Raw genomic sequence first — 26,946 nt, forward strand, 5'->3', positions numbered from 1 at the left:
AAGTCCACCGCCCGAAGTCCACCGCCAGGAGGATGCCATGTCCGAACGCCAACCCTTTCTCCATGACCTGAACGTGCAGCTGGCCGCGCCCATGCAGGCCTGGTCCGGTGCGGATGGGCAAATTCGCCCGGACGGGGCCCAGGGCATCTATGTCGCCGACACCCGGGTCGCGGGGGAGGCCCTGCTGACCGTCAACGGAATGGAGCCGGAGCAGCTGGGCGCCTCCGGTTCCTCGTTTACGGCCGCGGTCCGGGACGTGGGCGGTTCCTTCGCTGATCCGCTGCTTGTCCTGGTCCGGCGCCGGACGGTGGAGGCCTCGCGGGTTGTCGAGGAGTTTGTGCTGCATTCCGACCTGCCGGGGGATGCGGACGTGTCGCTCGAGTTGAGGGTGGGCGTCGACTTTTCGCCCATGGCCGCCGTCAAGTCGGGCGGACCCCGGGTGCTCGTCGTGCCCGTCCCGCGCGAGGACCGCTGGGAGGCCTCCGCCGGAGCGGTCACGGCGTCGTTTGCGGCGCCGGGCGCTGCTGGCCAAGCCGTGGCGGACGACGGCGCCCTCGTGTTCCGCTGGGACCTCGCCGTCCCTGCGCGGGGCAAGGCGGAGGCGGGCTGGTCGGTTGAGGCTGCGGACGGCCGGTCGCCGGTGGCGGCTGCGGCCGCAGGCCCCCGCCCGCTGGAAGTCACTGCCCGTGACCCGCGGCTGAAGGCGCTGGCAGCCCGGGCGCAGCAGGACCTGGCCGGCCTGCGGATGTCCACCGTGGACCGGCCGGGGGATGCCTTCCTGGCTGCGGGCGCCCCGTGGTTCTTTACCTTGTTCGGGCGCGATTCAATCATCGCCGCACGCATGATGTTGCCCGTGGACCCGGAGCTGGCAGCGGGCACGCTGCGCACCCTGGCCGCACGCCAGGGCCGGGAAAACAACGCCGAAACGGCCGAGCAGCCCGGGAAGATCCTGCACGAACTTCGCCGCGGCGAGCTGGTGCTGCCGGGCAACTCACACAATGAACAGCTGCGGCTGCCACCCGTCTACTACGGGACGGTGGATGCCACGCCGCTGTGGATCAGCCTGCTGCACGACGCCTGGAGGTGGGGCATGCCGGAGGACCCGGTGCGGGAGCTGCTGGGCAACCTGGAGGCCGCCCTCGGCTGGTTGCGTGACTGGGGGGATGGCGACGGCGACGGCTTCCTGGAATACCTCGACACAACCGGCCACGGGCTGGCCAACCAGGGCTGGAAGGACTCGGCGGATTCAATCCGCTGGCAGGACGGTTCGCTGGCCCGCGGACCCATTGCCCTGGCCGAGGTCCAGGGCTACGCCTACCGGGCGGCACTGGACGGGGCCGCCCTCCTTGACGCCTTTGGCCGGCCGGGCGGGGCGCAGTGGCGGTCCTGGGCGGCGTCGCTGGCGGAGCGTTTCCGTGCTGGATTCTGGTGCCGGGATGCCTTGGGGCCCTATCCGGCCATCGCGCTCGACGCGGACAAGCGTCCCGTGGACGGGGTGGCCAGCAACATGGGCCACCTGCTGGGAACGGGGCTGCTGTCCCGTGAAGAGGAGGCGGCCGTGGCTGACCGACTCATGGGACCGGGCATGTTTTCCGGTTTCGGCATCCGCACCCTGGATGCTGCAAACGCCGCGTACTGGCCGCTGCGCTACCACTGCGGCTCGGTCTGGACGCACGATTCCGCCCTCATCCTCGGCGGGCTTGCCGCCGCGGGCCACTCCGCGGCGGCCGCCCGTGTGGCACTGGGGCTGGTCAATGCCGCGGAGGGATTTGGCTACCGGCTGCCCGAGCTGTTTTCCGGCGATGCCGCGGACCAGGGCGGCGCGCTGCCCTATCCTTCCTCGTGCCGACCGCAGGCGTGGGCCGCCGCCTCGGCCGTGCCGATCCTGCTGGCCACCCTCGGGCTGGAGCCGCAGGGGCCGGGACGGCTGCCGCTTGCGGCGCCGAAGGTGCCGACGCCGTTCGGGGGCTTCAGCGTCTCCGGCCTCCAGGCCGGCGGCCTGCAGTTCAAGGTGGAGGTAGACGAATCCGGGGCCACCGCCCTCAGGCCCATGTAGCCTCCCCCACCTCCAACGCTCGGTTGCAATCGGGCGTGTTTCCCCAAACCCTCCCGCGCGAATGGGGGTGTTTTTCCGATCCCTTCCGCGCTTACCCCGCGTCGACCCGCGATCGGGGGCGTGTTTTCCAACGCCCGGTTGCAACCGGGGCTGTTTTGGTAGACGCTGCCGCACGTTCGAGGGCGTGCTCATCGAGGCTGGGTTGCAACCGTCGGGAGGACTCGGCTGGGTGACGGGGCCTGCATCACTGTGGTCACGCCGTGGGCCGCAGCCCCGGCAGCTGGGCGGAACGGGCGTGTCGATCCCCTGCCTGTTGGGGCCCTATAGGGATGCAGAAACCGGCGTGTTCCCCCGGAGGCGGAGCCTTCAATCGAGTCCCGGGCCCGGGCACGGGCCGGTCCGTGTGCAGGGCCGCCGGTACACCCGAAAGGGTCGCAGGATCAACCCAGAAGGGCTGGCGGAGCACCCGCCCCACCAAATAAAATAGAACACATTTGCTAACGTCTATGGTGTTTAGCGTAGGTAGTATCTATAACGGGTGTATGGACGAGCCGGTTGGTGACCCCGGCAACGGGGGATCCCCCGCCACGGACGAGGGGGCGGCACTCATTGCCGCCCTCACCCTGCCCTCCGTTGAACCGTTCGGCCCGGACGTGCCGGAACCGGCCGGGCTGCCCGCCCACCTCCCCGGAACCGGACCCAGACCCGTCTGTCGCTGGCAGTTTGGTGGCTTCGGATGCCGGTTCCGATGGCGGGGTTCCGGTGCCCGGTGGTGGGCCGGTTGCTGGGCGTGCGGGGTTGGCGGGGGTCGTGGAAGGCCTGGCCGCCGGTGTGGCCGGCGGGGTGGTTGATGGTGTGTTGGAGGACCCCGTGCAGGACCACGTGGCCCAGCTGGATGCGGTGCGGGACGGGGCTGTCGTGGCCGAACCTCCCCTGCCGGCGGCGCAGCTCATCGTCACCGTCCCGGTGCTGGGCCCGCCCGGGGTGAGGAATGAACCGGCCGAACTCGCCGGACACGGCCCCATCACCGAAGAAACCGCACGCAAGCTGTTGGCCGGGGCCGGGACATTCCTGCGCCTGCGCCTCCTGGTGGACCCGGTGACGAACACCTCACCGACCACACCACCAGCCACCACACCAACACCAACAAACCAGACCCCGACAACCAACCCCCACCCGGGACCCGAACCACCCACTCAGGCGCCGCGCTTCAGCCTCAGCGTCAGGATTTGGAACGGGCGCAGTGTGACATGTAGGCGCCCGTCAGTGACGGTGAGGGAGCCGGCGTCGTACGGCTGCTCGAGGAGGTTGTTTTCCACCGCTGACGCCACGGGGAACGAAGCCGACAACGCCACCCGTGCCCGCGCCCCGAGCGGCTCGTACAGGCGCACAATCACGTCGCCGCTGCGGTCATCGGCCAGCTTGACGGCCTCAATCACGGCAGCCTGGGAGTCGGCGCGCACCAGGGGTTCAACAGCGATGCCTTCATCAGGCACGGCGCGCCACGGCAGGTTGAGGGCATACCCGGCGGCTACGGCATCGGCCACTTCAGCGCCTACCACCAGCCCATAGCTGAAGGAATGCGGGCCCTGGTCAGTCCCGGGGTCTGGGAAACGGGGTCCCCGCAACAGCGACAGCCGCACGGTGGTGAAGCTGGAGCCGTTGGCGCCGGGGTGGCGGGAAACGTCGTGCCCGTACGTGGAATCGTTGATGACCGCCGCGCCGAAGCCGGGTTCGCCCACATGGACCCAGCGGTGCGCGCACACCTCAAAGCGGGCGTTGTCCCAGGACGTGTTCTCATGCGTGGGGCGCTGGATGTGCCCGTATTGGGTCTCAAACCGCGCCTGGTCCGTATGGATGTCCAAGGGGAACGCGGCTTTCAGCAGCGTCTCCTGTTCGTGCCAGTCCACGTCGTTGTGCACCGTGATGGTCTTCGAATCCGGGGAAATCCGTACCTGCTGGGTGATGTGCGAGGCCCGGAAACTGCGCTTGATGGTGATCTCCGCGTGGCCGTCCAGGACCGCCATGTCCAGCGAATCCAGTTCACGGATGTCGGCCACGGTGTTCTTGTAAAACTCGTCGATGTCCCACGCATCCCACATGTTCGGGAAGTCGGCGTGCAGCTGCAGCAGGTTGGCGCCCTGCCCGGCCGGCACCAGCTCGCGCTCCGCCGCCACATCCACGATGGAGGTGATGACGCCGTCCGGACCGAACCGGACGCTGACCAGCCCGTTATGCACGACGACGTCCGCTCCATCCCGCTCCACCGTCACGTCCGCCGTGGCCGGGTCCGGGACGCCCGCGCCCAGCGCGGCGATGCCGCGGCGTGGGTAGGGGGAGGCGTTGAAATGGATGAGGGCCCCGCTGGCCGGGCTTGTGGGGACCCGGGCCTCGGCAGGCTCGAGCAGCGGGAGCAGAACGACCGGCGGGGCCAGAACGGCCAGCGCCTCGGCGATGATCTCCTCAAGGTCGGCGGCGATTTCGGCGTAGCGTTCGGCCGCTTCGCGGTGCACCCAGGCGATGGAGGAGCCGGGCAGGATGTCGTGGAACTGGTGCAGCAGCACCAGCTTCCACAGCCGGTCCAGTTCCCCGTACGGATAGTCCAGCAGCCCGCGCACGGCCGCCGTGGCACTCCACAGTTCTGCCTCGCGCAGCAGGTGCTCGCTGCGCCGGTTACCCTGCTTGGTCAATGCCTGGGAGGTGTACGTGCCGCGGTGCAGCTCCAGGTACAGCTCCCCCTTCCACACCGGGGCGTTCGCATATTCCGCCTCGGCGGCCGTAAAGAAGTCCCGTGGCGCGGCGATGGTGACCCGCGGGGAACCTTCGAGGTCGTGGGTGCGGCGGGCCCGGGCCAGCATTTCGCGCGTGGGCCCGCCGCCGCCGTCGCCCCAGCCGAAGGGCACCAGCGAGTGGTTGGACGCGCCCTTGTCCCTGAAGTTGCGCACGGCATGGGCCAGCTCCTGCCCGGACAGCTGGGAATTGTAGGTATCCACGGGCGGGAAGTGGGTGAACACGCGGGTGCCGTCGATGCCCTCCCAGTTGAAGGTGTGGTGCGGGAACTTGTTGTCGGTGTTCCAGGAGATCTTCTGCGTCAGGAACCACTTCGCCCCGGCCAGCTTCACAATTTGGGGCAGCGCGGCGGAGTAGCCAAACGAGTCCGGCAGCCACACCTCCTGGCACTGGATGCCGAAGTTTTCGCGGAAGAAGCGCTGGCCATACGTGAATTGCCGGGCCATGGCCTCGGACCCGACCATGTTGGTGTCCGATTCCACCCACATGCCGCCCACGGGGATGAAGCGTCCGCCGGCCACTGCCGCCTTCACCTTGGCGTAGACCTCGGGGCGCTGTTCCTTGAGCCATTCATACTGCTGCGCCGAGGACATGGCGTACTGCAGCCCGGGATGGTCCGCCAGCAGCTGCACCACATTGGACGTGGTCCGGGCCACCTTCCGGACGGTTTCGCGCACGGGCCACAGCCACGCCGAGTCGATGTGGGCATGCCCGACGGCGGTGAGCCGGTGTGCGCTGGCGTTCGCCGGCCGGGCCAGCACCTCCGCCAACCAGGTGCGGGCCGCCGCGGCGGTGCCGGCAATGTCCGTCAGGGACATGGCGTCGAGCGCGCGTTCCAGGGCATAGAGGATGTCCCAGCGGCGCGGATCGCCCAGGTCCAGCTCGGCCGCCAGCTGCGAGAGCACCTCCAGGTCCTGCACCAGTTCCCAGACGTCGGTGTGGAAAATATTAATGTCGGCCCGGGCCAGGGTGTATCGCGGCTCCGGTCCGGCCGTGGACTTTTCGCCGAGCATTGTTGGCACAAAGGGGTTGTCCGTAAACACAAAGGGGTTGGCCGCCGCCTCGACAAAAAGATCCACCGCCTCCCCGCCGCGGGCCCGCTCCGCAACCGGCACCCAGGTGTTCAGCGGGTTGAGGGCCTTGACCGGGGTGCCGTCCGGGCGGTACACGAGCCCTTCCGCCTGGAAACCCGGCCAGGACTGGCTGAACCCCAGGTCCACCACCAGTTCGACGGCGTGCCCCGCGGCTTCCGGCGGGACCGTGCCGGTCACGTGGATCCAGCTGGTGCCCCAGGCCGGACCCCACGCCTGTCCGACAGCAAACGGCGCAAAGGAGGCTCCGGCGTCGTGCGCGGGACCCTCCGAGCCGCCCGCCGGCGTGGCGCCGGTGCGGGCAAGCTCCAGCGCCACGGCCGGGTCCACCGGCTCACCGGCCCCGCCCTCGACGTGCCAGGCCGTCAAATCCAGCGGCGCCACGGGCGTGTGGATCGCCGGCCGGATCCGCTCCGCCAGGACGCGTTTAAGGCGGTTCTCGATCAGGGTGTGCTTGTCATGCATGCGTAGCTGCCTTCCAGACCGGGCGGGCGGTGCTCGAATTTTCAGTCTAGTGGGGGGCGCCCCGGGACGGCCCGGCGAAGTCCCCATGGCGCGCCGCTTCTTCCCTAGAGTGGTTCCATGACCTTTGCCACCGCCGAATTCGCCTCCGTCCGCACCCTTTTTGACTCCATGCTCGACGCCGATCCCACCTACAGCGCCCAGCTCGCCGTCTACCACGACGGCGTGAAGGTGGTGGACCTGGTGGGCGGCCCGGACTCGTCCGCGGACTCCCTGACCGGCGTGTTTTCCTGCTCGAAGGGCGTGGCGGCACTGGCGTTCAGCCTGCTGGTCCAGGACGGGCTCATGGACGTTGACGCCCCCGTTGCCTCCTACTGGCCCGAGTTTGCCCGCCACGGCAAGGGCGGCGTCCTGGTCCGCGAACTGCTCTCGCACCAGGCCGGGCTGGTGGGCGTGCAGGGCGGGTTCGCCATGGAGGACTACAACGACCTTCCCGCCGTGGCGGACCGGCTCGCCTGCATGGCCCCGCTGTGGCGCCCGGGCAGCGGCACGTTCGGCTACCACGCCCTGACCATGGGCGTGTTCCTGGAGGAGCTGTGCCGCCGGGCCACGGGGGAGCGGCTTCAGGACGTCTACAACCGGCGGATCCGCGAACCTTACGCGGCGGACATGTTCCTGGGCCTGCCCGAGTCCGAGGAACCGCGCTTCCGCCCGGTCCGCTATGCCGACGAGCCGGCCGGCTTCCTGGATCCGCACTCCATTGCGGGCATGTCCGGCAATGTCCAGGCCGGCAACCTGCTGGCCCTGCCCAACCTCCGAAGCGTCCGGGCGGCCGGCAGCTGCAGCGGCGCCGGGGTGGGATCGGCCGACGGCCTGGCGCGTGTCTATGCCGGCGCCATCACCAGCGTGGACGGACGGCCTGCCTACCTGTCTCCGGAAACCATCGGGGTCATGGCCCAGGAGCAGGTCTGGGGCCTGGACAGGGTCTTTTGCGACACCGGTGCCTTTGCCGTCACCTTCATGAAACCGCACCCGCGCATGGACTTTGGCAGCGCCTCGGCATTCGGGCACGACGGCGCCAACGCGGCCCTGGGCTTCGCCGACCCCCTCTACGGGGTGGGGTTTGGCTACGTCCCGGCGTGGAACGAGGAAGGCGGCACCGCCGGCCGGGCCATGCAGCTCAGCGCCGCGGTGCGCAGGGCGGTGCTGGCCCTGCGCTAGTGGAGGTCCGCCAGGGCTGATTCAACGGCCCGGTGGAACGTGGGGTAGGCGTAAATCATGGTCCTGAGCGTGTCCACGGGGACGCGCGCGTGCACGGCCAGGGCCAGCATGGACAGCACCTCCCCGCCGGAAGGCCCGACGGCGGCCGCGCCCACCAGGGTGCCGCTGTCCGCGTCCTCGACGAGCTTGATGAAGCCGCGGGCCTGGTGGATCCATCCGCGGGAGGAATCGGCCAGGGACGTGAACCCGGTCCGGACGTGCAGCCCGGCGTCCCGCGCCTGCCGTTCCGTCATCCCGACGGCCCCCATTTCCGGGTCCGTGAACGTCACCCGCGGCACCGCACGGGAATCCGTGGTGCCCCTGTCCGGCCCGCCGAAATGCTGCGCCAGGATCTTCCCGGCCACAATGTTCGCATGGTACATCGACATATGGGTGAACGCGCCGGCACCGGCGGCGTCGCCGATCAGGTGGAGGCCGTCCGCCACCTGCAGGTGGCCGTCCAGGGCCGGGGCATTTTTCCCGTCCCAGGCCACCCCTGCCGCGGCCAGGTCCAGGGTACCCAGCGTGGAGGAGCGCCCCGTGGCGACCAGCAGCTGCTCCGCCGCCAGCCGCGCAACGGCCGGGCCGGCGTCGTCCGCGCCCGTGGAGTCCGGGCCGGTGGCCAGTTCCACGGAGAAGCCGGCCGCGGAATGGGACACCGACGTGGTGCTGGTGTTCAGCAGCACGTCAATGCCTTCGCGGCGGAACACGTCGGCGAGCAGTTCGGAAGCTTCCGGTTCCTCACGCGGAACCAGGCGGGGACCGCGTGCCACCACTGTGACGTGCGTGCCGAAGCGGGCAAAGGCCTGCGCCAGCTCGGCCCCGACGGGGCCGCCGCCCAGCACGATCAGCGACTCAGGTGCCGCTTCCGCCCGCAGGGCTTCCCGGTTGGTCCACAACGGGGTGCCGGCCAGGCCGGGGATGGGCGGCACGGCGGGGTTCGTGCCGGGGTTGAGCACCACGGCCAGGCGCGCCGAGAAGGTGGACTCGCCGCCGTCGTTCCCGGCAACGGTGACCTGGCGCGGGCCGGACAGCCGCCCGGTGCCGCGGACCAGCCGGCCGCCCTTGTCGGTGAAGCGTTTGGCGGCGACGGCGTCGTCCCAGTTGTCGGTGGCCTCCTCGCGGATGCGCCGGGCCGCCACGGAAAAGTCCGGCTCCACGGTGGCCTGCCCTGCCAGCCCGGGCACGCGGCGGGCCTCGGCCAGGGTGCCGGCCGCCCGGATCAGCATTTTGGACGGGATGCAGCCATAGTAGGGACATTCCCCGCCCACCAGTCGGGATTCCACCCCCACCACGGACAGCCCGGCGGCGGCCAGCTCCCCGGCCAGGGACTCGCCTCCGGGCCCCATTCCGACCACAACGACGTCAACGGTTTCAGCGGGGCCGGTCATGGCAACTCCTTATTTGGTAAGTCCCTTTTCCTTCAGCCAGGCGGCTGCGGCATCCTTGGGGTCCATCTTCTTCGGACCGCTCACCTCGGTGTTAAGCGCGATGAGGTCCTCGGTGGTGAGCAGGCCGGAGACCATGCCCAGGGCCATGTTGGCCGCGTCGGAAATCTTGTCCGTCTTGACCAGCGGGACCACCTGCTGGGCGAGCCAGTTGTTCTTGGGGTCGGTCAGCACCACGAGCTTGTTTTCGGGGATGGCCGGTGAGGTGGTGAAGATGTCCGCCACCTGGATGTCGTTGTTCAGCAGCGCCTTGACGGTGAGCGGGCCGCCGCCGTCGCTGATCGGGGTGAACTTGGCCGGCACGCAGTTGTACTTCGCCTTCAGGCCGGCCAGCCCGTAGGGGCGCGTCTGGAACTCCGGCGGCGCACCGAGGGTGAGCTGGTTGCACACCTTGGCGAGGTCCTCAATGGACTTCAGCTTGTACTTGGCCGCGGTTGCCGCCGTGACCACCATGGCGTCCTTGTCCTCGGCCTTCGCGGCGCTGAGCACGGACAGCCCGGCCGGCATCGCCTTGGGCAGTGCGGCCACCACCTGCTCGGGCGTGGTGGCCGTGGTCTTGGGGTCAAGGAAGCCGAGCAGGTTGCCGGTGTAGTCGGGGACCACATCGATGGAACCGTCCTCCACGGCCTTGACGTAGACCTCGCGGGAGCCAATGTTCAACTTGGTGGTGGTCTTGATCCCCGCGGCGTTGAGGGCGCCGGCGTAAATTTCGGCGATCGTGGCGCTTTCCGGGAAGTTCGCGGAGCCCACCACCAGTGAGCCCGTGCCGGCGGTGCCGCCGGCGCTCGCGGTGGAGGAATTCGTGGCCAGCGGGCTGCCGCTGCAGGCCGTGGCCGCCAGCAGGACGGAGAGGCCCGCGGCTGCGCCCAGTACGGTCCTGCGGGTGGGTCGGGAAAGGTGCGTCATGGTGTTCCTCCTGTTGTGGTGGCTGTGGGGACATCGGCCGGACCGTGCCTGGCCTCTTGCAAACCTGGTGAAACGGCCAGGCGCTGCAGCAGGACCAGCAGGCCGTCGATGGCGATCGCCAGCACCGCAATCACCACAGCCCCGCCCAGCACCTGACCGTAGTCCTGCACGGCCAGCCCGTCAATGATAAACCGGCCCAACCCGCCGAGGCTGATGAACGCCACCACGGCGACCGTGGCCACCACCTGCAGCACGGCGGAGCGGAAGCCGCCCAGCATGACGGCCAGCCCGTTGGGCACCTCGACCCGGAACAGCACCTGCCATTCGGTCATGCCCATGCTGCGGGCGGAGTCCACAATGCCCGGTTCGACGGCGGAGATCCCGGCGTAGGTGCCGGTCAGGATGGGCGGGACGGCCAGCAGCACCAGCGCCCACACGGCTGGCATGAGCGAAAGCGTGGACGTGGCCAGGAGGGCGAACAGGGTCATGATGCCCAGGGTGGGCAGGGCGCGCAGCACGCCCGAGAGGGATACCACGACGACGCGTCCCCGGCCCGTGTGCCCCACGTAGAGCCCGATGGGGACCGCGATGGCGAGGGAGATCAGCAGCACCAGGCCGGAATAGCCCAGGTGCTCGACGATGCGCTGCGGGATGCCCAGGGGCCCCTGCCAGTTGGCGGGGTCGGTGAGCCACTGCCAGCCCTGGCTGAAGGGGCCGCCGGGCGTGTACTTGGTGGCGGGCAGGCTCATGCGGGCACCCCCGCCGGCCTGGGCGTGCGCAGCCACGGGGTCAGCAGCCGTTGGAGCAGCACCAGCACCGCATCGACCAACACGGCCAGCACCAGGGTCCCGATGATGCCCACGAGGATCTCGGTGGGGAAGTTGCGCTGCAGCCCGTCGGTGAAGAAGAAGCCCAGGCTGGGGATGCCGAGCAGGGCGCCCACCGTGACAAGGGAAATGTTGCTGACGGAGATGACGCGCAGCCCGGCAAAAAGGACCGGCACGGACAGCGGCAGGTCCACCGCCAGGAACCGCTGGAGCGGCTTGTAGCCCATGGCGGTGGCAGCCTGGCGGATGCCGTCGTCGACGGAATTGAGCGCGTCCAGGGTGGAGCGGACCAGCAGGGCCACGGCGTAGATGGTCAGGGCCACAATGATGTTCGCAAAGTCGAGGATCTTGGTGCCCAGGAGCCCGGGCAGGATCACAAACAACGCCAGTGACGGGATGGTGTACAGCAGCGACCCCGCCGAGAGGATGAACGCACCCAGCCCCGTGTTCAGACGGGCCAGCTGCGCCAGCGGAATGGCGATCACGGCGCTGAGGGCCAGCGGGACCACCGCCTGCACCAGGTGGGAGCCGGTGAGCGAGAGGACCTGGGGCAGGTTGGCCAGGAACCAGTCCATCAGGGGCGGCCTTCGCCGCGCTGGCGGGCCACCCGGGCGGCGTCGATGGCGGCCAGCACCTCGGGTGCCCTGACGACGCCGGTGACCGATCCGGCGTCGTCCACGGCAACGCCCAGCCCGGACGGCGAGGACAGTGCGGCGTCGAGTGCATTGCGCAGGGAGTCCCCGGCGCGGAACAGGGAGCCGCCGGGCAGCAGGGAGCCGCCGGGGCCGGGCGCCAGCCAGCCCAGGGGGCGGTTGCCGGCGTCGACCGCCAGGCGCCAGGCCGGGGCATCGGTAGCCGCGGCCTCCAGGGCCACGGCGTCCGTGGCCACGGACGGGGCCGGGTGGAGCGGGACGGACGTGCCGGCATGGAAGGACAGGTGGCGGAAGCCGCGGTCCCGGCCCACAAACGCGGCTACGAAGTCGTCGACGGGGGCGCGCAGGATCTCCTCCGGCGCAGCATATTGCGCCACGCGCCCGCCCGTGGCAAACACGGCCACCTTGTCGCCCAGGAGCGTGGCCTCGTCGATGTCGTGGGTGACGAAGACGATGGTCTTGGCGAGGTCACGCTGGAGCCGGAGCAGTTCCTGCTGCAGTTCGGCGCGGACCACCGGGTCCACGGCGGAAAACGGCTCATCCATGAGCAGCACGGGCGGATCCGCCGCCAGGGCCCGGGCCACCCCGACCCGCTGCTGCTGACCGCCGGAAAGCTGGTTGGGGTAGCGCCGGCCCATGGCGGCGGAGAGGCCCACCGTGTCCAGCAGCTCGGCGGCGCGGGCACGCGCCGTGGCGCGCGGGACCCGGTTCAGGCGCAGCACGGTGGTGACGTTGTCCATGACGGTGCGGTGCGGCAGCAGCCCGGCGGACTGCATGACGTAGCCCATGGAGCGGCGCAGGGCCGGGGCGGGAATGGTGCTGACGTCACGCCCACCCACGGTGATGGTGCCGGAGGTGGGCTCCACCATGCGGTTGATCATCCGCAGCGACGTGGTTTTCCCGCAGCCCGACGGGCCCACGAAGACCGTGATCTTGCCGGCGTCGATGCCCAGGTCCAGGTTTTCGACGGCGGGCTGGCCGGCCTGGTAGCTTTTGGCCACGTTGTGGAATTCAATCGTGGCGGAACCGGGCCTGCCCAGGGGCTGGCCTGCGGCGGTACTGGTGTCGGCGGTTGCTGAAACATCCGGCACGACCATTTGCGGGTCCTCACTGTTGGTGACAATCACCTGCTGCCTTTGATCATAGGCAGGCTGATTTTGCCGAGTAAAGCAAGGTTTGGGCCGGCCGGGGCAAAAGCTGCGGATTCCGGCGGGTCGGTTTCGCTAACTGCGGACATCGCAGGCGGCATAGGCTGGGGGCATGGACACGAAGAACACCGGCGGGACGGAATTCAGCACCAAGGGCATTTACGTCACGGACAGCGAATACACCCGCGACACAAACTACATTGAAACCCGGATCACCCGGGACGGCGCTGACGGGTATCCCGTGGAAGCGGGCCGATACCGGCTCGTCGTCTCACGGGCCTGCCCCTGGGCGCACCGCTCCACGATCGTGCGCCGGCTGCTGGGGCTCGAGGATGCCATTTCGATCGGCGTGTGCGGCCCCACGCACGACGTCCGCAGCTGGACCTTCGACCTGGACCCGGACGGGCTGGACCCGGTGCTGGGCATTCCGCGCCTGCAGGAGGCCTACTTCAAACGCACCCCCAACTACCCGCGCGGCATTACCGTCCCTGCCATTGTGGACGTGCCGAGCGGGGCCGTGGTGACGAACAACTTCCCGCAGATCACGCTGGATTTTTCCACCGAGTGGCGTGACTTCCACCGTGACGGCGCGCCGGAGCTGTACCCGGAAGCGCTCCGTGAGGAGATCGACACCGTCAACAAGCGGGTCTTCACGGAGGTCAACAACGGGGTGTACCGCTGCGGTTTTGCCGGGAGCCAGGAAGCATACGACGCCGCCTACGACCGCCTGTTCACGGCGCTGGACTGGCTGGAGGAGAGGCTTGCGACGCAGCGCTACCTGGTGGGGGACACCATCACCGAGGCGGATGTGCGGCTGTTCACCACACTGGTGCGCTTCGACGCCGTCTACCACGGGCACTTCAAGTGCAACCGGAGCAAGCTCACTGAAATGCCGGCGCTGTGGGCCTACGCCCGGGACCTGTTCCAGACGCCCGGCTTTGGCGACACCGTCAACTTTGAGCAGATCAAACAGCACTACTACATCGTCCACGAGGACCTGAACCCGACGCAGATCGTACCGAAGGGCCCGGACACGTCCGGCTGGACGACCCCGCACGGCCGCGAGGTGCTCGGAGGGCGCCCGTTCGGCAACGGAACGGCCCCCACGCGTCCCGTCGACGCCTAAACGGCCGCCCGGCCCGCCCGGCCCGCCCGGCCCGCCCGGGAGTCACGAGAGTACAGCTGTGGCGGCCTCCCTGCGAGGGAGGCCGCCACAGCTGTACTCTCGGCGCCGGTTCTCTCGGCGCCGGTTCTCTCGGCGCCGGTTCTCTCGGCGCCGGTTCTCTCGGCGCCGGTTCTCTCAGCGCCGGTTCTCTCAGCGCCGGGGCCCCGAAGGGCTGGTTTGGGTCAGCCGACGATCTTCAGCCCGGTGTTCCAGTTGAACGTCTCGAACGCGGGGTTGGCCTGGAGGGTCATGACCAGGAACTGGAAGCCTTCAAGCTCGCGGGAGCGCTTGAGGGCACCAACCACGATGGGCCGCATGCCGCCGTCGGAGACGAGGGAGGAGACGGCTGCCGTCGCGTCGGCGTTGTCCCCGGCGATAAAGACGTCCAGGGTCTGGCCGCCGGCTTCGCCGGCCACGAGCGTGCCGGCGAAGGTGGTGTTGAAGGCCTTGACGACGCTGGCGGGGGTGAGGGCGGCGATTTCCTCGGCGGCCGAGGTGCCCGGGGCGACGACGAGCGAGTCGAAGGTCTCGAAGTTCACCGGGTTGGTGATGTCAATGACGGTCTTGCCTTCCAGGGCGTCCCCGTAGTTGGACACAATTTTCTTGGCGTCGTCAAACGGCAGTGCCAGCACCACGATGTCGCCGGCGGGGGCCGTGCCCACGGTGCCGGAGGTGACGTTGCTGCCCAGTTCGGCGGCGAAGCTGCCGGCCTTTTCCGCGTCGCGGCCCAGTACCTCGACGCTGCGGCCGGCGGCGAGTGCGCGTGTGGCAATGCCGCGGGCCATGTTTCCGGTGCCGATGATGGTGATGGTGCTCATGGTGTTCCTACTTTCCAAGGGGTTTGCTGGAAGTCATTACTTGAAGCTACAACTAAATATAGGCCGGTTTAGTTGAACTGTCAAGTAAAAACTTTGGAACGTGTCCCACCCGCCCGCACATGGAAAGATGGTGTCCATGATTGAACAGGGGCCACGCTGGCTGAGCGTGGATGAGCGCGCGGCGTGGCTGGCGCTGCTGTCCACCACCACGTTGCTGCCCGGCGCGCTCGAGGGTCCGCTCCAGCAGGCGGCCAGGCTTTCGCTTTTTGACTACAATGTCCTGGCCATGCTCTCGGAGGCTGCCAGCCGCACGCTGCCCATGAGCGAGCTGGCGGCGCGGACGAGTGCCTCGCTGTCCCGGCTGTCACACGTAGTGAAGAAACTGCAGGCGCGCGGGCTGGTGGAACGGGCCACGCATGCCGATGATGCCCGTGTCACCGCGACCACCGTCACCGCGGAGGGCCTGGCGCTGATCACGGAACTGGCGCCGATCCACGTGGCATCCGTCCGCGAATTGGTCTTTGACCACCTTGACGAACAGGATGTGGCCGACCTGGCCCGCATTGGCCGCAAGCTCATGCGCGGGCTCGATGCCAACCACTGGATCCTGCGCACGCCGGCGCCCTAGGCATCCGCGCGCCGTGCTCGTATCCCACAGTGGCGCATCACGAAAATCCAATACGTCACACTAGTGTTCCCTAATGCCTGAAATCTCCGCTAGGGTAGGTAAGGCTTACTTAACTACAGCCGTCATCTACCTGCCTACGGTGAGGAACAATTGTGGAATTTTCGCGTCGACATGGATTCTCGTTCGGACTGCTGGCAGCCGCGGCTGCCGCCGCCACACTGGCAGGGTGCTCCACCGGAGCTACCGGCACCGTGGGAAACGCTGCGGAGAACACCGCCGCGGACACCTTTCCCGTCACGGTCCGGCACAAGTTCGGCAGCGCCGTCATCAAGGCCGCCCCGCAGCGGGTCGCCACAGTGTCCTGGGTCAACGACGACATCGCCATCGCCCTGGGTGTCATCCCGGTAGGCATGCCCAGGAATGACTGGGGCGGCAACGACCAGGGCTCCACCCCGTGGAAGGATGCCGCCCTGGCGAAGGCCGGCGCCGCCCTTGGCACCGACAAGGCCCCGGTGCAGTACTCCGAAGCCGACGGCGTCAACTTCACCGAGGTGGCCAAGACCAACCCGGACGTCATCCTCGCCGCCTATTCGGGGCTGACACAGGAGGACTACGACAAGCTCAGCAAGATCGCCCCGGTCGTCGCCTACCCGGAAGCACCCTACGGCACCTCCTGGCAGGACGCCACCACGTTGATCGGCGCCGCCCTCGGCAGGTCGCAGGCCGCGAAGGAGCTCGTCGCCGCCACGGGGAAGACCATTGCGGACCAGGCCGCCAAGTACCCGGCCATCACGGGCAAGACCTTCATCTACGGCAATCTGGAGCCGGCCAAGAGCGACGGCGTGAACGTCTACCTCTCCGGTGACAACCGGCCCAAGTTCCTCACCAGCATCGGGATGGAGCTGGCCCCCGTGGTGGTTGCCGCGGAAAAGGGCACAAAGGACTTTTTCATGCCTTGGTCCGCCGAGAAGGCCAATGAGCTGGACTCGCAGGTGTTCGTCAGCTGGGTTCCCGACGCCACGACGAAGGACGCCATCGTGGCGGACCCGCTGCTCGGCCAGATCCCGGCCATCAAGAACGGCGCCTTTGTGGCGGATTCGGACAACACGCTGACCTTGGCAATTTCCGCCTCCTCCCCGCTGAGCCTGCCCTGGGCGCTGGATGCCTTCCTGCCCCGGCTTGGCGCCGCGGCCGCCAAGGCTTAGGGCTGGACGCGATGGGCGCAGCCGCCCTTGAAGCCCGGGTTCCTGCCGCAGCCTGCGCTTCAGTGGCCGCCAGGCCGAGGATGCTGTGGCTGGCCACCGTCGTGGCCGCACTGGCGCTGTTGGTCCTCTTGTCGCTGGCCGTCGGCGCCCGGAGCGTTTCCCTCCCCGCCGTCCTGGACGCCCTGGTCCGCTTTGATGCGGCCGACGGGGACCACGCCGTCGTGGCCGCGCGCCTGGTCCGCACAGTGGCCGGCCTGGTGGTGGGGGCCTCCCTGGGGCTGGCGGGGACGTCCATGCAGGGCGTGGCCCGCAACCCGCTGGCGGACCCGGGGATATTGGGCGTCAACGCCGGCGCGTCGCTGGCCGTGGTGGCCGGCATCTTTTTCCTGGGCGTCGCGGGGGTCTCCTCCTACCTGTGGTTCGCCTTTGCCGGCAGCGCCGTGGCTGCCGCGGTGGTCTACGGCGTGGCCAGCCTGGGCCGCAGCGGGGCGACGCCGGTGAAGCTGGCGCTCGCCGGGGCCGCTGTGGCCGCCGGGATGGGCTCGCTCATGAGCGCCATGATCGTCTCGAGCCAGGACTCCCTGGAACTGTTCCGTACCTGGCAGGTGGGCGCGCTCGCCGGCAAGTCCTGGGGATCCATTGGCGCCGTGCTGCCCTTCGTGGCGGCGGGCGCCGTGATCCTGCTTTCCACGGGCAGGTTGCTGAACACCCTTGCGCTGGGGGATGACACGGCGCGGGGCCTGGGCCGGCGTCCCGGGATGGGGCGGGCTGTTTCCGCCGTGGGGATTGTGCTGTTGTGCGGCTCCGCCACGGCGCTGGCCGGGCCCATCTCCTTCATCGGCCTGGTGGTGCCGCACCTGCTCCGGGCACTCGTGGGATCCGACTATCGGTGGTTGCTGCCGCTCTCCGCCGCAGCCGCCCCGACGGTGCTGCTCGCGGCGGACATCGCCGGACGCGTGGTCCTGCTGCCCGGGGAGGTGCCAGCCGGTGTCCTGGCCGCCTTGATCGGTGCGCCCGTGTTCATCGCCGTGGTGCGGCGAGGACGGCGGGCCGAACTGTGAGCGTCCTGCACAGGACACGGCAGCCTGCCGCCGTGGGTGCCGCCGTGGGTGCCGCCGCCGGTGGCGCCTGGGTGCGCCAACTGCGCCGGGCGTCCTGCCGGCGTCGTGCCTGGGTCCTGGCAACCCTCGCCGCCACAGTGGCGGCGCTGTTTGTCGTGAACATCCTGCTGGGCAGCTACACCGTAACCATCCCGGACTTCCTGCGGCTGCTCGGCGGGGCGGACATTCCCGGCGCCCGCTTCATCGTCATGGACAACAAGTTGCCGCAGGCCGTGTTGGGGCTGCTGGCCGGGGCGTCGTTCGGCACGGCCGGTGCCGTTTTCCAGGCGATGCTGCGCAATCCGCTGGCCAGCCCGGACATCATCGGCATCAGCTATGGGGCCAGCGCCACCGCCGTTGCCGCGATTGCACTCTTTGGCGTGACTGGCGCCGGGGTGTCCGCGGCGGCCATGGCCGGGGCCCTGGCCGTGGCTCTCCTCATCACCTGGCTGGCGCGCGGCCGCGGCGGGACGGGGCTGGTCCTGGTGGGCATCGGGGCAGCCGCCTTCATGCAGGCGGGAGTGACATTCATGCTGTCCCGCGCGGACATCAACAACGCCCAGGACGTCATGGTCTGGCTGAGCGGCTCCCTGGGCCGGGCGAATTGGCAGCGTGTGGCCTTCCTCGGCCTGGCCCTGCTGGTCCTGCTGCCTGCCACCGGTCCGGGGGTGCGCCAGCTGCGCGGCCTGGCCCTCGGCGACGATACCGCCGCCGGGCTCGGCTTCAACATTCCGCGCGCACGCCTGCTGCTGACTGTCCTCGGCGTGCTGCTGGCCGCCCTGCCCACTGCCGCGGCCGGGCCCATCGCCTTCGTCGCGTTCCTCTCCGGGCCCATCGCCCGGAGGCTTAACAACGGCGCCACGTCCCTGCCGCTGGCCTCACTGGTGGGCGCCGCCATTGTGCTGGCCGGCAATTTTGCCGCCGTCAACGCGGTCCCCGGAACCACGCTGCCCGTAGGCGTGGTGACCGGCGCGCTCGGTGCCCCATTCCTTCTCTGGCTCCTCGTCTCATCCAACCGCACCAACCAAGGAGGCTGACCATGCCCCCCGAAATGCCCCTCGAAGCGCATGCCACACGACTGGGCGCCCGCAACGTGACACTCGGCTACGCCGGGGCACCCATCGTGGAGGGGCTCTCACTGGAGCTGCCCGCCGGGAAGGTGACCATTATTGTCGGTGCCAATGCGTGCGGGAAATCCACGCTGCTGCGCGGGCTGGCCAGGCTGCTGGCCCCAGGCCCAGGTGCCGTCCACCTCAACGGGACGGAGATCCACAAGTTGCCCACGCGCGCCCTGGCCCGCGAACTGGGCATCCTGCCCCAGGGCCCAACAGCGCCCGACGGCATTACCGTTTCCGAGCTGGTGGGGCGTGGGCGCAGCCCCCACCAGGGGTGGTTCCGGCAGTGGACGGACGCCGACGACGACGCCGTGGCGGCTGCGCTTTCCGTCACCGGCACGCTGGAGCTGGCCGCGCGCAATGTGGAGGAACTGTCCGGAGGGCAGCGCCAGCGCGTCTGGATCGCCATGGCATTGGCCCAGGAAACCGGAGCCCTGCTGCTCGACGAGCCCACGACGTACCTGGACCTGGCCCACCAGGTGGAGGTGCTGGACGTGGTGTCCGAGCTCAATGCGCGGCGGCAAACCACGGTTGCCATGGTGCTGCATGACCTCAATCTGGCGGCGCGGTATGCAGACCACCTGGTGGCCATGAAGGCCGGCCAGGTGGTGGCCCAGGGTCCGCCGGGCGCCGTGCTGACCGCGGCGCTGGTGCGTGAGGTGTTTGGCCTGGAATCGGTGGTTGTGCCGGATCCGGTGACGGGGACGCCGCTGGTGGTGCCGTTGGGGCGGCGGGCCGCGGTGCTTCGCCCGCGTTTGCGGCAAGGCGTGCCGGCATGAGCGCCGGGGCGTCCCTGGTTGAGGCTCCGGCCCGGCCACTGCGGACTTTTGCCCTGACCGTGGCGGCCGTGCGTCAGCTGACGCCACACTTCCGGCGCATTACGTTCACCGGTGGGGACCTGGCGCTCTTCGGGACAGGTGCCGGCGGCGAAACGCTTGACCTGCGCATCAAGGTGCTCATTCCGCCGCCCGGGCGCGGGCTGCCCGAGCTGCACGCGGTGCGAGGGTCCCTGCAGGACGGCTGGTACCCGGCCTGGCTTGCCGTGGACGAAGTCGTGCGGGGGGTGATGCGCACCTACACGGTAAGGGCGCTGCGGCCGGCCGTGCCGGCATCGCCGGATTTCCCGGGTGCCCCGGCGGAACTGGACATTGACTTTGTGCTGCACCCTGGCGCCTCCGGTCCGGCTGCGTTGTGGGCCGCGGGTGCCCAGCCGGGGGATCCGCTGCTGGTAATAGGACCGTGCGCCCGCTGGGGCCGCTGCCTGGGCATCGAGTTCGCACCGGGCGGCGCAGGGCGGGTGCTGTTGGTGGGCGACGAAACCGCCGTGCCGGCCATTGCCGCGATCCTGGAATCGCTGCCCCCGCACATCATCGGGCATGCGGTCCTGGAGGTGCCCACGGCGGCCGACTTCCTGGACATCCATTCGGCAGCCCGGGTGGAGGTGCGGTGGCATGCGCGCAACGGCGCGGCACACGGAACGCTGTTGGACGCGGCCGTCCGCAACGTCATCCTGCCCGCGGCCAAACGGCAGGGGGATGAGCCTGAGGAGGTTGACGTGGACTCGGCCGTATTGTGGGAAACGCCCGAATGCAGGCCCGGGCACGGCCTGTATGCATGGATTGCGGGCGAGGCCGCGGCCATCCGCGGCCTGCGCCGTTACCTGGTGCGCGACGTCGGAATGGACCGCAATTCGGTGGCCTTCATGGGCTATTGGCGGATGGGCCAGGCGCTTGCCGCATAGCTGATGACAGCGCGGGGGATCGGGGGCATAATGTCTTGCATCACAGTGCGAGCAACCCCCAAGGAGCACCGCCATGTCCGTTCAACTCAACCCCTATTTGAACTTTCGCGACAACGCCAGGCAGGCCATGGAGTTTTACCACTCGGTCTTCGGTGGCAAGCTTGACCTGAGCACCTTCGCCGAATTCCACGTCTCCGAGGACCCTGCCGAGGCGGACAACATCATGCACGGCCAGCTGGCAGGCGACAACGGCGTGGTGCTCATGGCCGCCGACGTCCCCCAGGCCATGGACATCAAGCCCAATTCAACCGTCTCGCTCTCCGGCGACGACGAGGAAACCTTGACGGGCTACTACAACAAGCTCTCCGAGGGCGGCACCATTGGCGAAAAGCTGGCCAAGGCACCCTGGGGTGACACCTTCGGCATGTTCACCGACAAGTTCGGCGTGCCGTGGCTCATCAACATTTCGGGAACCCCCGCCGCGTAGCTGTTCCTGGCCGCAACGCCAGGCGGGGCGGGCCGGGGTTAGCGGCCCAGCAGGGCCAGGATCCTGGCCAGCTCGGCGCGGTCTTCGGCAGCGAGGCGGGCAAAGTACTCGCTGGACCTGTCCCGGCGCTGGGCCGTGATGTCCGCAAAAAGCTGCTGCCCGGCCGCCGTTGCCACCACCAGGGTGGCGCGGCGGTCCGTGGGGTCCGGATCGCGGCGCACCAGGCCCTTGGCTTCAAGCTGGTCCACCACCTCGGTGGCTGAGCGCGGGGCAATGCGCAACCGCTCCGCAAGGTCCTTCAGCCGGACGCCCGGCGCGGAGGGCCCTGCAGGCGCGCCCAGTCCCGGCGTGCAGGCGCGCAACAGCGTCATGAGCGCCCGCCATTGGTGCGGCGTCATCTCCCACGGCGCCAGCTGCTCGGCCCAGGTGCGGCGCAGGCCGCGGAAGGCGGAGTGAAACAGCTCGCCCAGGTCTGCGGGTTGGTCTCCGGAGGAAGTCATGGTGCCAGTCTAGCCAGCTTGACCCATAACCTCATAGTGAGGTAACCTCCTGAATAATTGGTGCGACTCCCGCACCCGGCACACCATCTGGAGGTGCAGCCCATGACGGAGAGCAAAAAACCGCCCCACGCCGGCCGTGGACCCGCCCCCGTCAGCCCCGCCGACCAGGCCCAGCTTGCACGCCACCCCGTAAGCGCCAGGCGCATCGCGGCACTGTTCGCGCCCCACAAGGGGACCATCGCCGCCGTCGTGCTTCTCATCAGCGCCTCCAGCGTGATCGGCCTGGCGCAGCCGTTCCTGGTCCGCGGCATCATCGACACCGCCCTGCCGGAGCGGAACATCACATTGCTCGCCTGGCTGGCCGGCGCCATGATCGCCGTCGCCGCGGCCACCGCCGCCATTGGCGTGGTGCAGACGTGGATGGCCACCGGCATGGGCCAAATGATCATGCACGCCCTGCGGGTCCGCTTGTTCACCCACCTGCAAAGGCAGTCGCTGGGATTCTTCACCCGGACCCGCAGCGGCGAGGTGCAGTCGCGCCTGAACAACGACATCGCCGGCATGCAGTCGGTTATCACCTCCACGGCCACCGGCGTCGCATCCAACCTGACCACCGCGGTCGCCACGGCCGTGGCCATGGTGGCGCTCTCGCCCCAACTGTCCCTCCTGTCCCTGGTGGTCATCCCGCCCGCCGTCTGGTTCTCCCGCCGCGTGGCCCTGCTCCGGCGCGACGTCACCTCCACCCTGCAGGCCGAGCTCGCCACCATGAACACCCAGGTCGAGGAGGGGCTGTCCATCTCCGGCGTCCGCCTGGCGAAGACCCTGGGCACCACCGGCCGGGACGCGGCCCTCTACACGGCCAGCTCCGAGCGCCTGATCGGCCTGGAACTGCGCTCGCAGCTGGCCGGGCGTTGGCGCATGGCCACCATGGGCATCATCTTTTCCGCCATCCCGGCCCTGATCTACTTTGCCGCCGGACTGCCTGCGAACGGCATGAGCATTGGCACCGTGGTGGCGTTCACGGCCCTGCAGTCCACCATTTTTCGCCCCATCATGGGCCTGCTGAACCTCGGCGTCCAGTGGGTCACGGCCATGGCGCTGTTCAGCCGCATCTTTGAATACCTTGACCTGGTCCCGGAGGTCACGGCACCGTCCCACCCGATCCCGTTGGATCCCGCCACGGTGCGCGGTGAGGTGCGCTTTGAAAACGTGCGTTTCGCGTACGACGGCGGGCCCGACGTCCTGCGCGGAATCGACCTTGCGCTGCCCGCCGGCTCGGCAACCGCCGTCGTGGGCCCCACGGGGTCCGGAAAGTCGACCCTTGGCTCGCTGCTTCCCCGCCTGCACGATGTCACGGCCGGGCGCGTGACGATTGACGGCGTTGACGTGCGCGACATCGCCCCGGAGGTCCTGGCCCGGATCGTGGGCGTGGTGTCGAAGGAAAGCTACCTGGTCCACGCCTCGATCCGCGACAACCTGCTGCTTGCCGCGCCCGACGCCGGGGATGCCGCACTGTGGCAGGCGCTCGGGGCAGCCCGGATCGCCGATCTCGTGGCCGGACTCCCCGGCGGCCTGGACACGCTGGTCGGCGCCCGCGGCCACCGGTTTTCGGGAGGGGAACAGCAGCGGCTGGCCATCGCGCGCACCATCCTGCGCAACCCGCGCGTCCTCATCCTCGACGAGGCAACGTCCGCGCTGGACAACACCACCGAGGCGCAGGTGCAGGCGGCGCTGGACCACCTCGCCGTCGGACGGACCACCCTGACCATCGCCCACCGGTTGACCACCGTGGAGGATGCGGACCAGCTGGCCGTCCTGGCCGGCGGGGAACTCGTGGAAACGGGCACGCCGGCGCAGCTGCGGGACGCCGGGGGAGCGTATGCGGCCCTCATCGCATCCGCCGGGCAGCTGGAGCCGGCCGCGTAGGCGCCAAAAACGGACCGGCCGGGGGCGGACATAGGATTGACCTGGTCAAGGCAGGTGCAGCAAGGAGGCGGGCGTGGAATATACGGAACGGTACGTGGCACTGGGCGACTCGTTCACCGAGGGGCTCGGCGACACGGACCCGGCGCTGCCCAACCAGGTGCGGGGCTGGGCGGACCGCACGGCCGAACAACTGGCCGCCGCCTGCCCGGGGGATTCGTTCGGCTACGCCAACCTGGCCATCCGCGGGAAGAAAATGAAGCAGATCCTGGCGGAACAGGTGGACGCGGCCGTGGCCATGAACCCCACGCTTGTCACCATCTACGCCGGCATCAATGACATCCTGCGGCCCAAGGTGGACATCGACGCCATGCTGGCTGCCTACTCGCTCGCCTTGGCCAAGCTGGCGGGCACGGGCGCCCGCGTGCTCGTCTTCACCGGATTTGATGCCAGCAGCTCCAAGGTTTTTGCCGGCATCCGCGGCCGCACCGCCGTCTACAACGAGCTGCTGCGGGAAGTGGCGGAGGTGCGCGGTGCTGAACTGGTCGACTACTGGCGCTTCCGCGAATACAACGACTGGCGGCTGTGGGGCGTGGACCGCATGCACATGTCCACGCCCGGCCACATCAACATGGCCAACCGGGTCCTGGAACGGCTGGGTGGGACGGCCCGCATCCCCATGCCGGAGCTGCCGCCCGTCCCGGTCCGGACCACCGCCGAAACGCTGAAGGACAACGCCGCCTGGACCCGCGAATACGTGGGACCGTGGATTGGCCGCCGCCTGCGGGGGGTGTCGTCCGGGGACAACCTCTCCGCGCGCTGGCCGGAGCTGCATTCGCCGCGGCGCAGGGGCCATGATAAGGACGATTGGTCTTAATGGCCCGCCAGCCACTAGACTGGGTAGGCGCCAGGTGGCGCGGAGCGTGTGCAATTGCTCCGGTTTGCGGTGAATATGTTCCCGCGGGCCGGTAGTTAGGGGCTCAAGTTGCGTGCATTCGGGTATTCGCCGGACGGCCTTTTCCATCATCATTGTCAATGAATTGTGGGAATCATGCTGTCCAGGGGCGGACGCTGCCTTGGCGCACGGTTTGCAGCAGCGGACCGTTTCCATTCATTTATTAGGAGTGATCATGGCAGCACACTGCCAGGTGACCGGAGCCGAGCCGGGCTTTGGACATAGCATTTCGCACTCGCACCGCCGCAACAAGCGCCGGTTCGATCCGAACATCCAGAAGAAGCGCTACTGGGTTCCGTCCCTGCGCCGCAATGTCACCCTGCAGGTTTCTGCCAAGGGGATCAAGGTCATCGATGTACGCGGAATTGACGCCGTTGTTGCACAGATTCTGGCACGAGGGGTGAAGCTCTAATGGCAAAGGACAAGGACGTACGTCCCATCATCAAGCTCAAGAGCACGGCCGGTACCGGTTTCACGTATGTGACCCGCAAGAACCGCCGCAACACCCCGGACCGCCTGGTCCTGAAGAAGTACGATCCCAAGATCCGCCAGCACGTTGAATTCCGAGAGGAGCGCTAAAGACTATGGCCAAGAAGTCCATGATCGCCAAAAACGAGAAGCGCAAGGTCATCGTCGAGCGTTACGCTGAAAAGCGCCTCGAACTGAAGAAGGCCCTCGTTAACCCCGCCTCCACTCCGGAAGAGCGCGAAGCTGCCCGCCTGGGCCTGCAGAAGCTCCCCCGCAACGCTTCGCCCGTGCGCGTCCGCAACCGCGACGCCATCGACGGCCGTCCGCGTGGAACGCTCCAGAAGTTCGGCATCTCCCGCGTGCGCTTCCGCAAGATGGCACACGCTGGCGAACTGCCCGGCATCACGAAGTCCAGCTGGTAAATTCCGGTTCTAAAAAGGGCGGCAACCTTCGGGTTGCCGCCCTTTTTTGGCGCCAGCGAAAGCGACGCGGCCTACGCCCGGCCTACAGCTGCAGCCAGGCCGTTGCCGCCCCGGGCAGTGAACCCGGCAGTGAACCAGGCAGGAGCCCGGCACTGGCCAGGAGCACCTCCCCGGCCGGCAGCGTGAAGGGGTCCGTGCCGAAGTTGGTGATGGACGTCCACCCGTTCGGGCGGCGGAACGCCAGGACGTCCTCGCGCCCGGTTTCCAGCCACTCCAGCGACTCTGCGGCCTGCAGCCGCGACCGCAGGGCGAGGGCGGCACGGTACATCGACAGCGTGGAATCCGCCACGCCGTCCTCCGCCTCGACGGACGATTCGGCAAACCAGGCAGGCTGCGGCAGGTGGGCATCCCCCGTGCCGAAACCGAAGGACGCCCCGGCCCGGGTCCAGGGCAGCGGCACGCGGCAGCCGTCGCGGCCCATGTCCACGCCCGGGTTGCGGAAGAACGACGGGTCCTGGCGTTGCCCCGCCGGAATGTCCGCCACCTCCTGAAGGCCCAGTTCCTCGCCCTGGTACAGGTAGGCGGAACCCGGCAGGGCCAGTTCCAGGAGGGTCGCGGCGCGGGCACGGCGCAGGCCGAGCGCGGCGTCGAGCCGGGGCACGGTGCCGCCGCTGAGCAGCCACGCCGAGCCCTGCTTGGCCGTGTCGCCGTTCCGCGCCGGCAGCCCGTAGCGGGTCGCATGGCGGACCACATCGTGGTTGGAGAACACCCAGGTGGTGGACGAACCGGACTCCGCGGCGAGGCCCAGGTTGAACGTGATGATGTCCCGGAACGCCCCGGCGTCGAAATCGGCCTCGAGCAGGTCAAAGTTGAAAGCCTGGCCCAGTCCGTCCGCACTCGCGTAGCGCGCCCTGCGGTCCGAGGCCACCCAGGCTTCGGCCACGGCCGTGCGGGCGGGGGTGTAGGCATTGAACACGGTGCGCCACCCGGCGTAAATGTCGTGTACGTCATCGCGGTCCCACAACGGGTGGTTGCCGTCCTTGGGCGTGGCGTCGAGTTCGGCCTGGCTGGGCAGGTCCTGGCCCAGGTCCTTCGCGAGGCCGTGCGCCACGTCGATGCGGAAGCCGTCCACGCCCCGGTCCGACCAGAAGCGCAGCGTCTGCTGGAAGTCCGCATGGACCTGGCGGTTGTTCCAGTTCAGGTCCGGCTGTTCCTTGGCGAAAAAGTGGAAGTACCACTGTCCGTCGCCCACGGGTTCCCAGGCGGGCCCGCCAAAGGTGGACACCCAGTCGGCGGGCGGCTCGGCACCGTCCGGGCCCAAACCGTCCCGGAAGATGTAGCGGTCGCGGGCGGCGGAACCCTTCGGGGCGGCCAGTGCCTCGCGGAACCACTCGTGGCGGTCGGAGGTGTGGTTGGGCACGATGTCCACGATCAGGCGGATGCCAGCGGCGTGCAGGGCCTGCGTCATGGCATCAAAGTCGTCCAGGGTGCCCAGGCGGGGGTCAACGTTGCGGTAGTCGTCGACGTCGTAGCCGCCGTCGGCCAGTGCCGAGGGGTAGAACGGGCTGAGCCAGACGGCGTCGATGCCCAGCTCCGCCAGGTACGGGATGCGGGAGGTGATGCCGGGCAGGTCGCCGATGCCGTCGCCGTTGGAATCGGCAAAGGAGCGGGGGTAGATCTGGTAGACGGCGGCCTGGCGCCACCAGGTCTCGTCGGGGGTGGGCAGCTGCCGTGCCGTGGCAAGTGTTTCAGTCATGGGGTTTGTTCTCCTTGGGTGG

Annotated in this window: 24 protein-coding genes; 15 read left to right on the top strand and 9 right to left on the bottom strand. The window is 68.9% G+C overall.

Going from position 1 to position 26,946, the window contains the following annotated elements; all coding sequences use genetic code 11:
• Positions 1-37: 37 nt before the first annotated feature.
• The gene (locus tag MMF96_RS14535; protein ID WP_176617499.1) at positions 38-2,056 is read left to right on the top strand and encodes a glycogen debranching N-terminal domain-containing protein; all 2,019 of its coding nucleotides are present in this window, start codon (positions 38-40) and stop codon (positions 2,054-2,056) included.
• 1,196 nt (positions 2,057-3,252) lie between these two features.
• On the opposite strand, the gene MMF96_RS14540 is transcribed toward MMF96_RS14535, so the two are convergent.
• The gene (locus tag MMF96_RS14540) at positions 3,253-6,402 is read right to left on the bottom strand and encodes a glycoside hydrolase family 38 C-terminal domain-containing protein (protein ID WP_176617498.1); all 3,150 of its coding nucleotides are present in this window, start codon (positions 6,400-6,402) and stop codon (positions 3,253-3,255) included.
• Positions 6,403-6,519: 117 nt separating this feature from the next.
• Between MMF96_RS14540 and MMF96_RS14545 the strand changes: the two genes are divergently transcribed.
• Positions 6,520-7,620 (top strand): serine hydrolase domain-containing protein, encoded by a 1,101-nt coding sequence (locus tag MMF96_RS14545; protein WP_176617497.1) that lies wholly within the window; start codon positions 6,520-6,522, stop codon positions 7,618-7,620.
• Here MMF96_RS14545 and MMF96_RS14550 read toward each other — a convergent pair.
• The 5 genes from MMF96_RS14550 to MMF96_RS14570 are packed head-to-tail and all read right to left on the bottom strand — an operon-like array spanning position 7,617 to position 12,617.
• A complete protein-coding gene (locus MMF96_RS14550) occupies positions 7,617-9,050 on the bottom strand; it encodes an NAD(P)/FAD-dependent oxidoreductase (RefSeq protein WP_176617496.1) in 1,434 nt (477 codons plus the stop codon). The genes MMF96_RS14545 and MMF96_RS14550 overlap by 4 nt on opposite strands.
• 9 nt (positions 9,051-9,059) lie before the next feature.
• Positions 9,060-10,013: an ABC transporter substrate-binding protein gene (locus MMF96_RS14555; protein ID WP_176617495.1), complete on the bottom strand. Its 954-nt coding sequence runs from the start codon at positions 10,011-10,013 to the stop codon at positions 9,060-9,062.
• Positions 10,010-10,762 carry an ABC transporter permease gene (locus MMF96_RS14560; protein WP_176617530.1) on the bottom strand — a complete coding sequence of 251 codons (753 nt, stop codon included), beginning with the start codon at positions 10,760-10,762 and terminating at the stop codon, positions 10,010-10,012. Before MMF96_RS14560 ends, MMF96_RS14555 begins: the two co-directional genes overlap by 4 nt.
• Positions 10,759-11,415, bottom strand: coding sequence for an ABC transporter permease (locus MMF96_RS14565; protein WP_176617494.1), 657 nt, complete (start codon positions 11,413-11,415; stop codon positions 10,759-10,761). The genes MMF96_RS14560 and MMF96_RS14565 overlap by 4 nt, the downstream gene beginning before the upstream one ends.
• Positions 11,415-12,617, bottom strand: coding sequence for an ABC transporter ATP-binding protein (locus MMF96_RS14570; RefSeq protein ID WP_371131006.1), 1,203 nt, complete (start codon positions 12,615-12,617; stop codon positions 11,415-11,417). Before MMF96_RS14570 ends, MMF96_RS14565 begins: the two co-directional genes overlap by 1 nt.
• 136 nt (positions 12,618-12,753) lie before the next feature.
• Between MMF96_RS14570 and MMF96_RS14575 the strand changes: the two genes are divergently transcribed.
• Positions 12,754-13,767 (top strand): glutathione S-transferase family protein, encoded by a 1,014-nt coding sequence (locus MMF96_RS14575; protein ID WP_256883940.1) that lies wholly within the window; start codon positions 12,754-12,756, stop codon positions 13,765-13,767.
• A gap of 221 nt (positions 13,768-13,988) precedes the next feature.
• Here MMF96_RS14575 and MMF96_RS14580 read toward each other — a convergent pair whose 3' ends face one another.
• The gene (locus tag MMF96_RS14580; RefSeq protein WP_256883941.1) at positions 13,989-14,624 is read right to left on the bottom strand and encodes an NADPH-dependent F420 reductase; all 636 of its coding nucleotides are present in this window, start codon (positions 14,622-14,624) and stop codon (positions 13,989-13,991) included.
• Positions 14,625-14,751: 127 nt separating this feature from the next.
• Between MMF96_RS14580 and MMF96_RS14585 the strand changes: the two genes are divergently transcribed.
• The 7 genes from MMF96_RS14585 (at position 14,752) to MMF96_RS14615 (ending at position 20,900) form a co-directional block, all read left to right on the top strand.
• Positions 14,752-15,252, top strand: a complete 501-nt coding sequence (locus MMF96_RS14585; protein ID WP_371131005.1) for a MarR family winged helix-turn-helix transcriptional regulator — start codon at positions 14,752-14,754, stop codon at positions 15,250-15,252.
• 152 nt (positions 15,253-15,404) lie between these two features.
• Entirely contained in the window at positions 15,405-16,457 is a 1,053-nt protein-coding gene (locus MMF96_RS14590; RefSeq protein ID WP_256883942.1) for an iron-siderophore ABC transporter substrate-binding protein, read from the top strand.
• Between the two features lie 11 nt (positions 16,458-16,468).
• On the top strand, positions 16,469-17,518 hold the full coding sequence (locus MMF96_RS14595) for a FecCD family ABC transporter permease (protein WP_375141445.1): 1,050 nt from the start codon (positions 16,469-16,471) through the stop codon (positions 17,516-17,518).
• 71 nt (positions 17,519-17,589) lie between these two features.
• Positions 17,590-18,594: a FecCD family ABC transporter permease gene (locus MMF96_RS14600; RefSeq protein ID WP_375141447.1), complete on the top strand. Its 1,005-nt coding sequence runs from the start codon at positions 17,590-17,592 to the stop codon at positions 18,592-18,594.
• Positions 18,595-18,596: 2 nt separating this feature from the next.
• A complete protein-coding gene (locus tag MMF96_RS14605) occupies positions 18,597-19,451 on the top strand; it encodes an ABC transporter ATP-binding protein (protein ID WP_256127963.1) in 855 nt (284 codons plus the stop codon).
• Complete coding sequence (locus tag MMF96_RS14610) at positions 19,448-20,413, top strand: siderophore-interacting protein (RefSeq protein WP_256883943.1); 966 nt, start codon at positions 19,448-19,450, stop codon at positions 20,411-20,413. Before MMF96_RS14605 ends, MMF96_RS14610 begins: the two co-directional genes overlap by 4 nt.
• 73 nt (positions 20,414-20,486) lie before the next feature.
• Positions 20,487-20,900 carry a VOC family protein gene (locus MMF96_RS14615; protein WP_176617488.1) on the top strand — a complete coding sequence of 138 codons (414 nt, stop codon included), beginning with the start codon at positions 20,487-20,489 and terminating at the stop codon, positions 20,898-20,900.
• A gap of 38 nt (positions 20,901-20,938) precedes the next feature.
• On the opposite strand, the gene MMF96_RS14620 is transcribed toward MMF96_RS14615, so the two are convergent.
• Complete coding sequence (locus MMF96_RS14620) at positions 20,939-21,400, bottom strand: MarR family winged helix-turn-helix transcriptional regulator (protein WP_256883944.1); 462 nt, start codon at positions 21,398-21,400, stop codon at positions 20,939-20,941.
• A 102-nt stretch (positions 21,401-21,502) separates the two neighbouring features.
• Between MMF96_RS14620 and MMF96_RS14625 the strand changes: the two genes are divergently transcribed.
• The 5 genes from MMF96_RS14625 to rpsN all read left to right on the top strand — a co-directional run bounded on the left by MMF96_RS14625 (position 21,503) and on the right by rpsN (position 25,168).
• Entirely contained in the window at positions 21,503-23,326 is a 1,824-nt protein-coding gene (locus MMF96_RS14625) for an ABC transporter ATP-binding protein (protein ID WP_256883945.1), read from the top strand.
• Positions 23,327-23,399: 73 nt separating this feature from the next.
• Entirely contained in the window at positions 23,400-24,200 is an 801-nt protein-coding gene (locus MMF96_RS14630; RefSeq protein WP_176617485.1) for an SGNH/GDSL hydrolase family protein, read from the top strand.
• A gap of 253 nt (positions 24,201-24,453) precedes the next feature.
• Positions 24,454-24,690: a 50S ribosomal protein L28 gene (gene rpmB, locus MMF96_RS14635; protein ID WP_113716244.1), complete on the top strand. Its 237-nt coding sequence runs from the start codon at positions 24,454-24,456 to the stop codon at positions 24,688-24,690.
• The gene (gene rpmG, locus MMF96_RS14640; RefSeq protein WP_044574616.1) at positions 24,690-24,857 is read left to right on the top strand and encodes a 50S ribosomal protein L33; all 168 of its coding nucleotides are present in this window, start codon (positions 24,690-24,692) and stop codon (positions 24,855-24,857) included. Before rpmB ends, rpmG begins: the two co-directional genes overlap by 1 nt.
• A gap of 5 nt (positions 24,858-24,862) precedes the next feature.
• Positions 24,863-25,168, top strand: a complete 306-nt coding sequence (gene rpsN / locus MMF96_RS14645; protein WP_176617484.1) for a 30S ribosomal protein S14 — start codon at positions 24,863-24,865, stop codon at positions 25,166-25,168.
• An 82-nt stretch (positions 25,169-25,250) separates the two neighbouring features.
• On the opposite strand, the gene MMF96_RS14650 is transcribed toward rpsN, so the two are convergent.
• Positions 25,251-26,924 (bottom strand): glycoside hydrolase family 13 protein, encoded by a 1,674-nt coding sequence (locus tag MMF96_RS14650; protein WP_256883946.1) that lies wholly within the window; start codon positions 26,922-26,924, stop codon positions 25,251-25,253.
• Between the last annotated feature and the right edge of the window lie 22 nt (positions 26,925-26,946).

Origin of the sequence: Arthrobacter sp. STN4 (assembly GCF_024539665.1) — a bacterium.
In the GTDB taxonomy this organism is placed as follows: Bacteria; Actinomycetota; Actinomycetes; order Actinomycetales; family Micrococcaceae; genus Specibacter.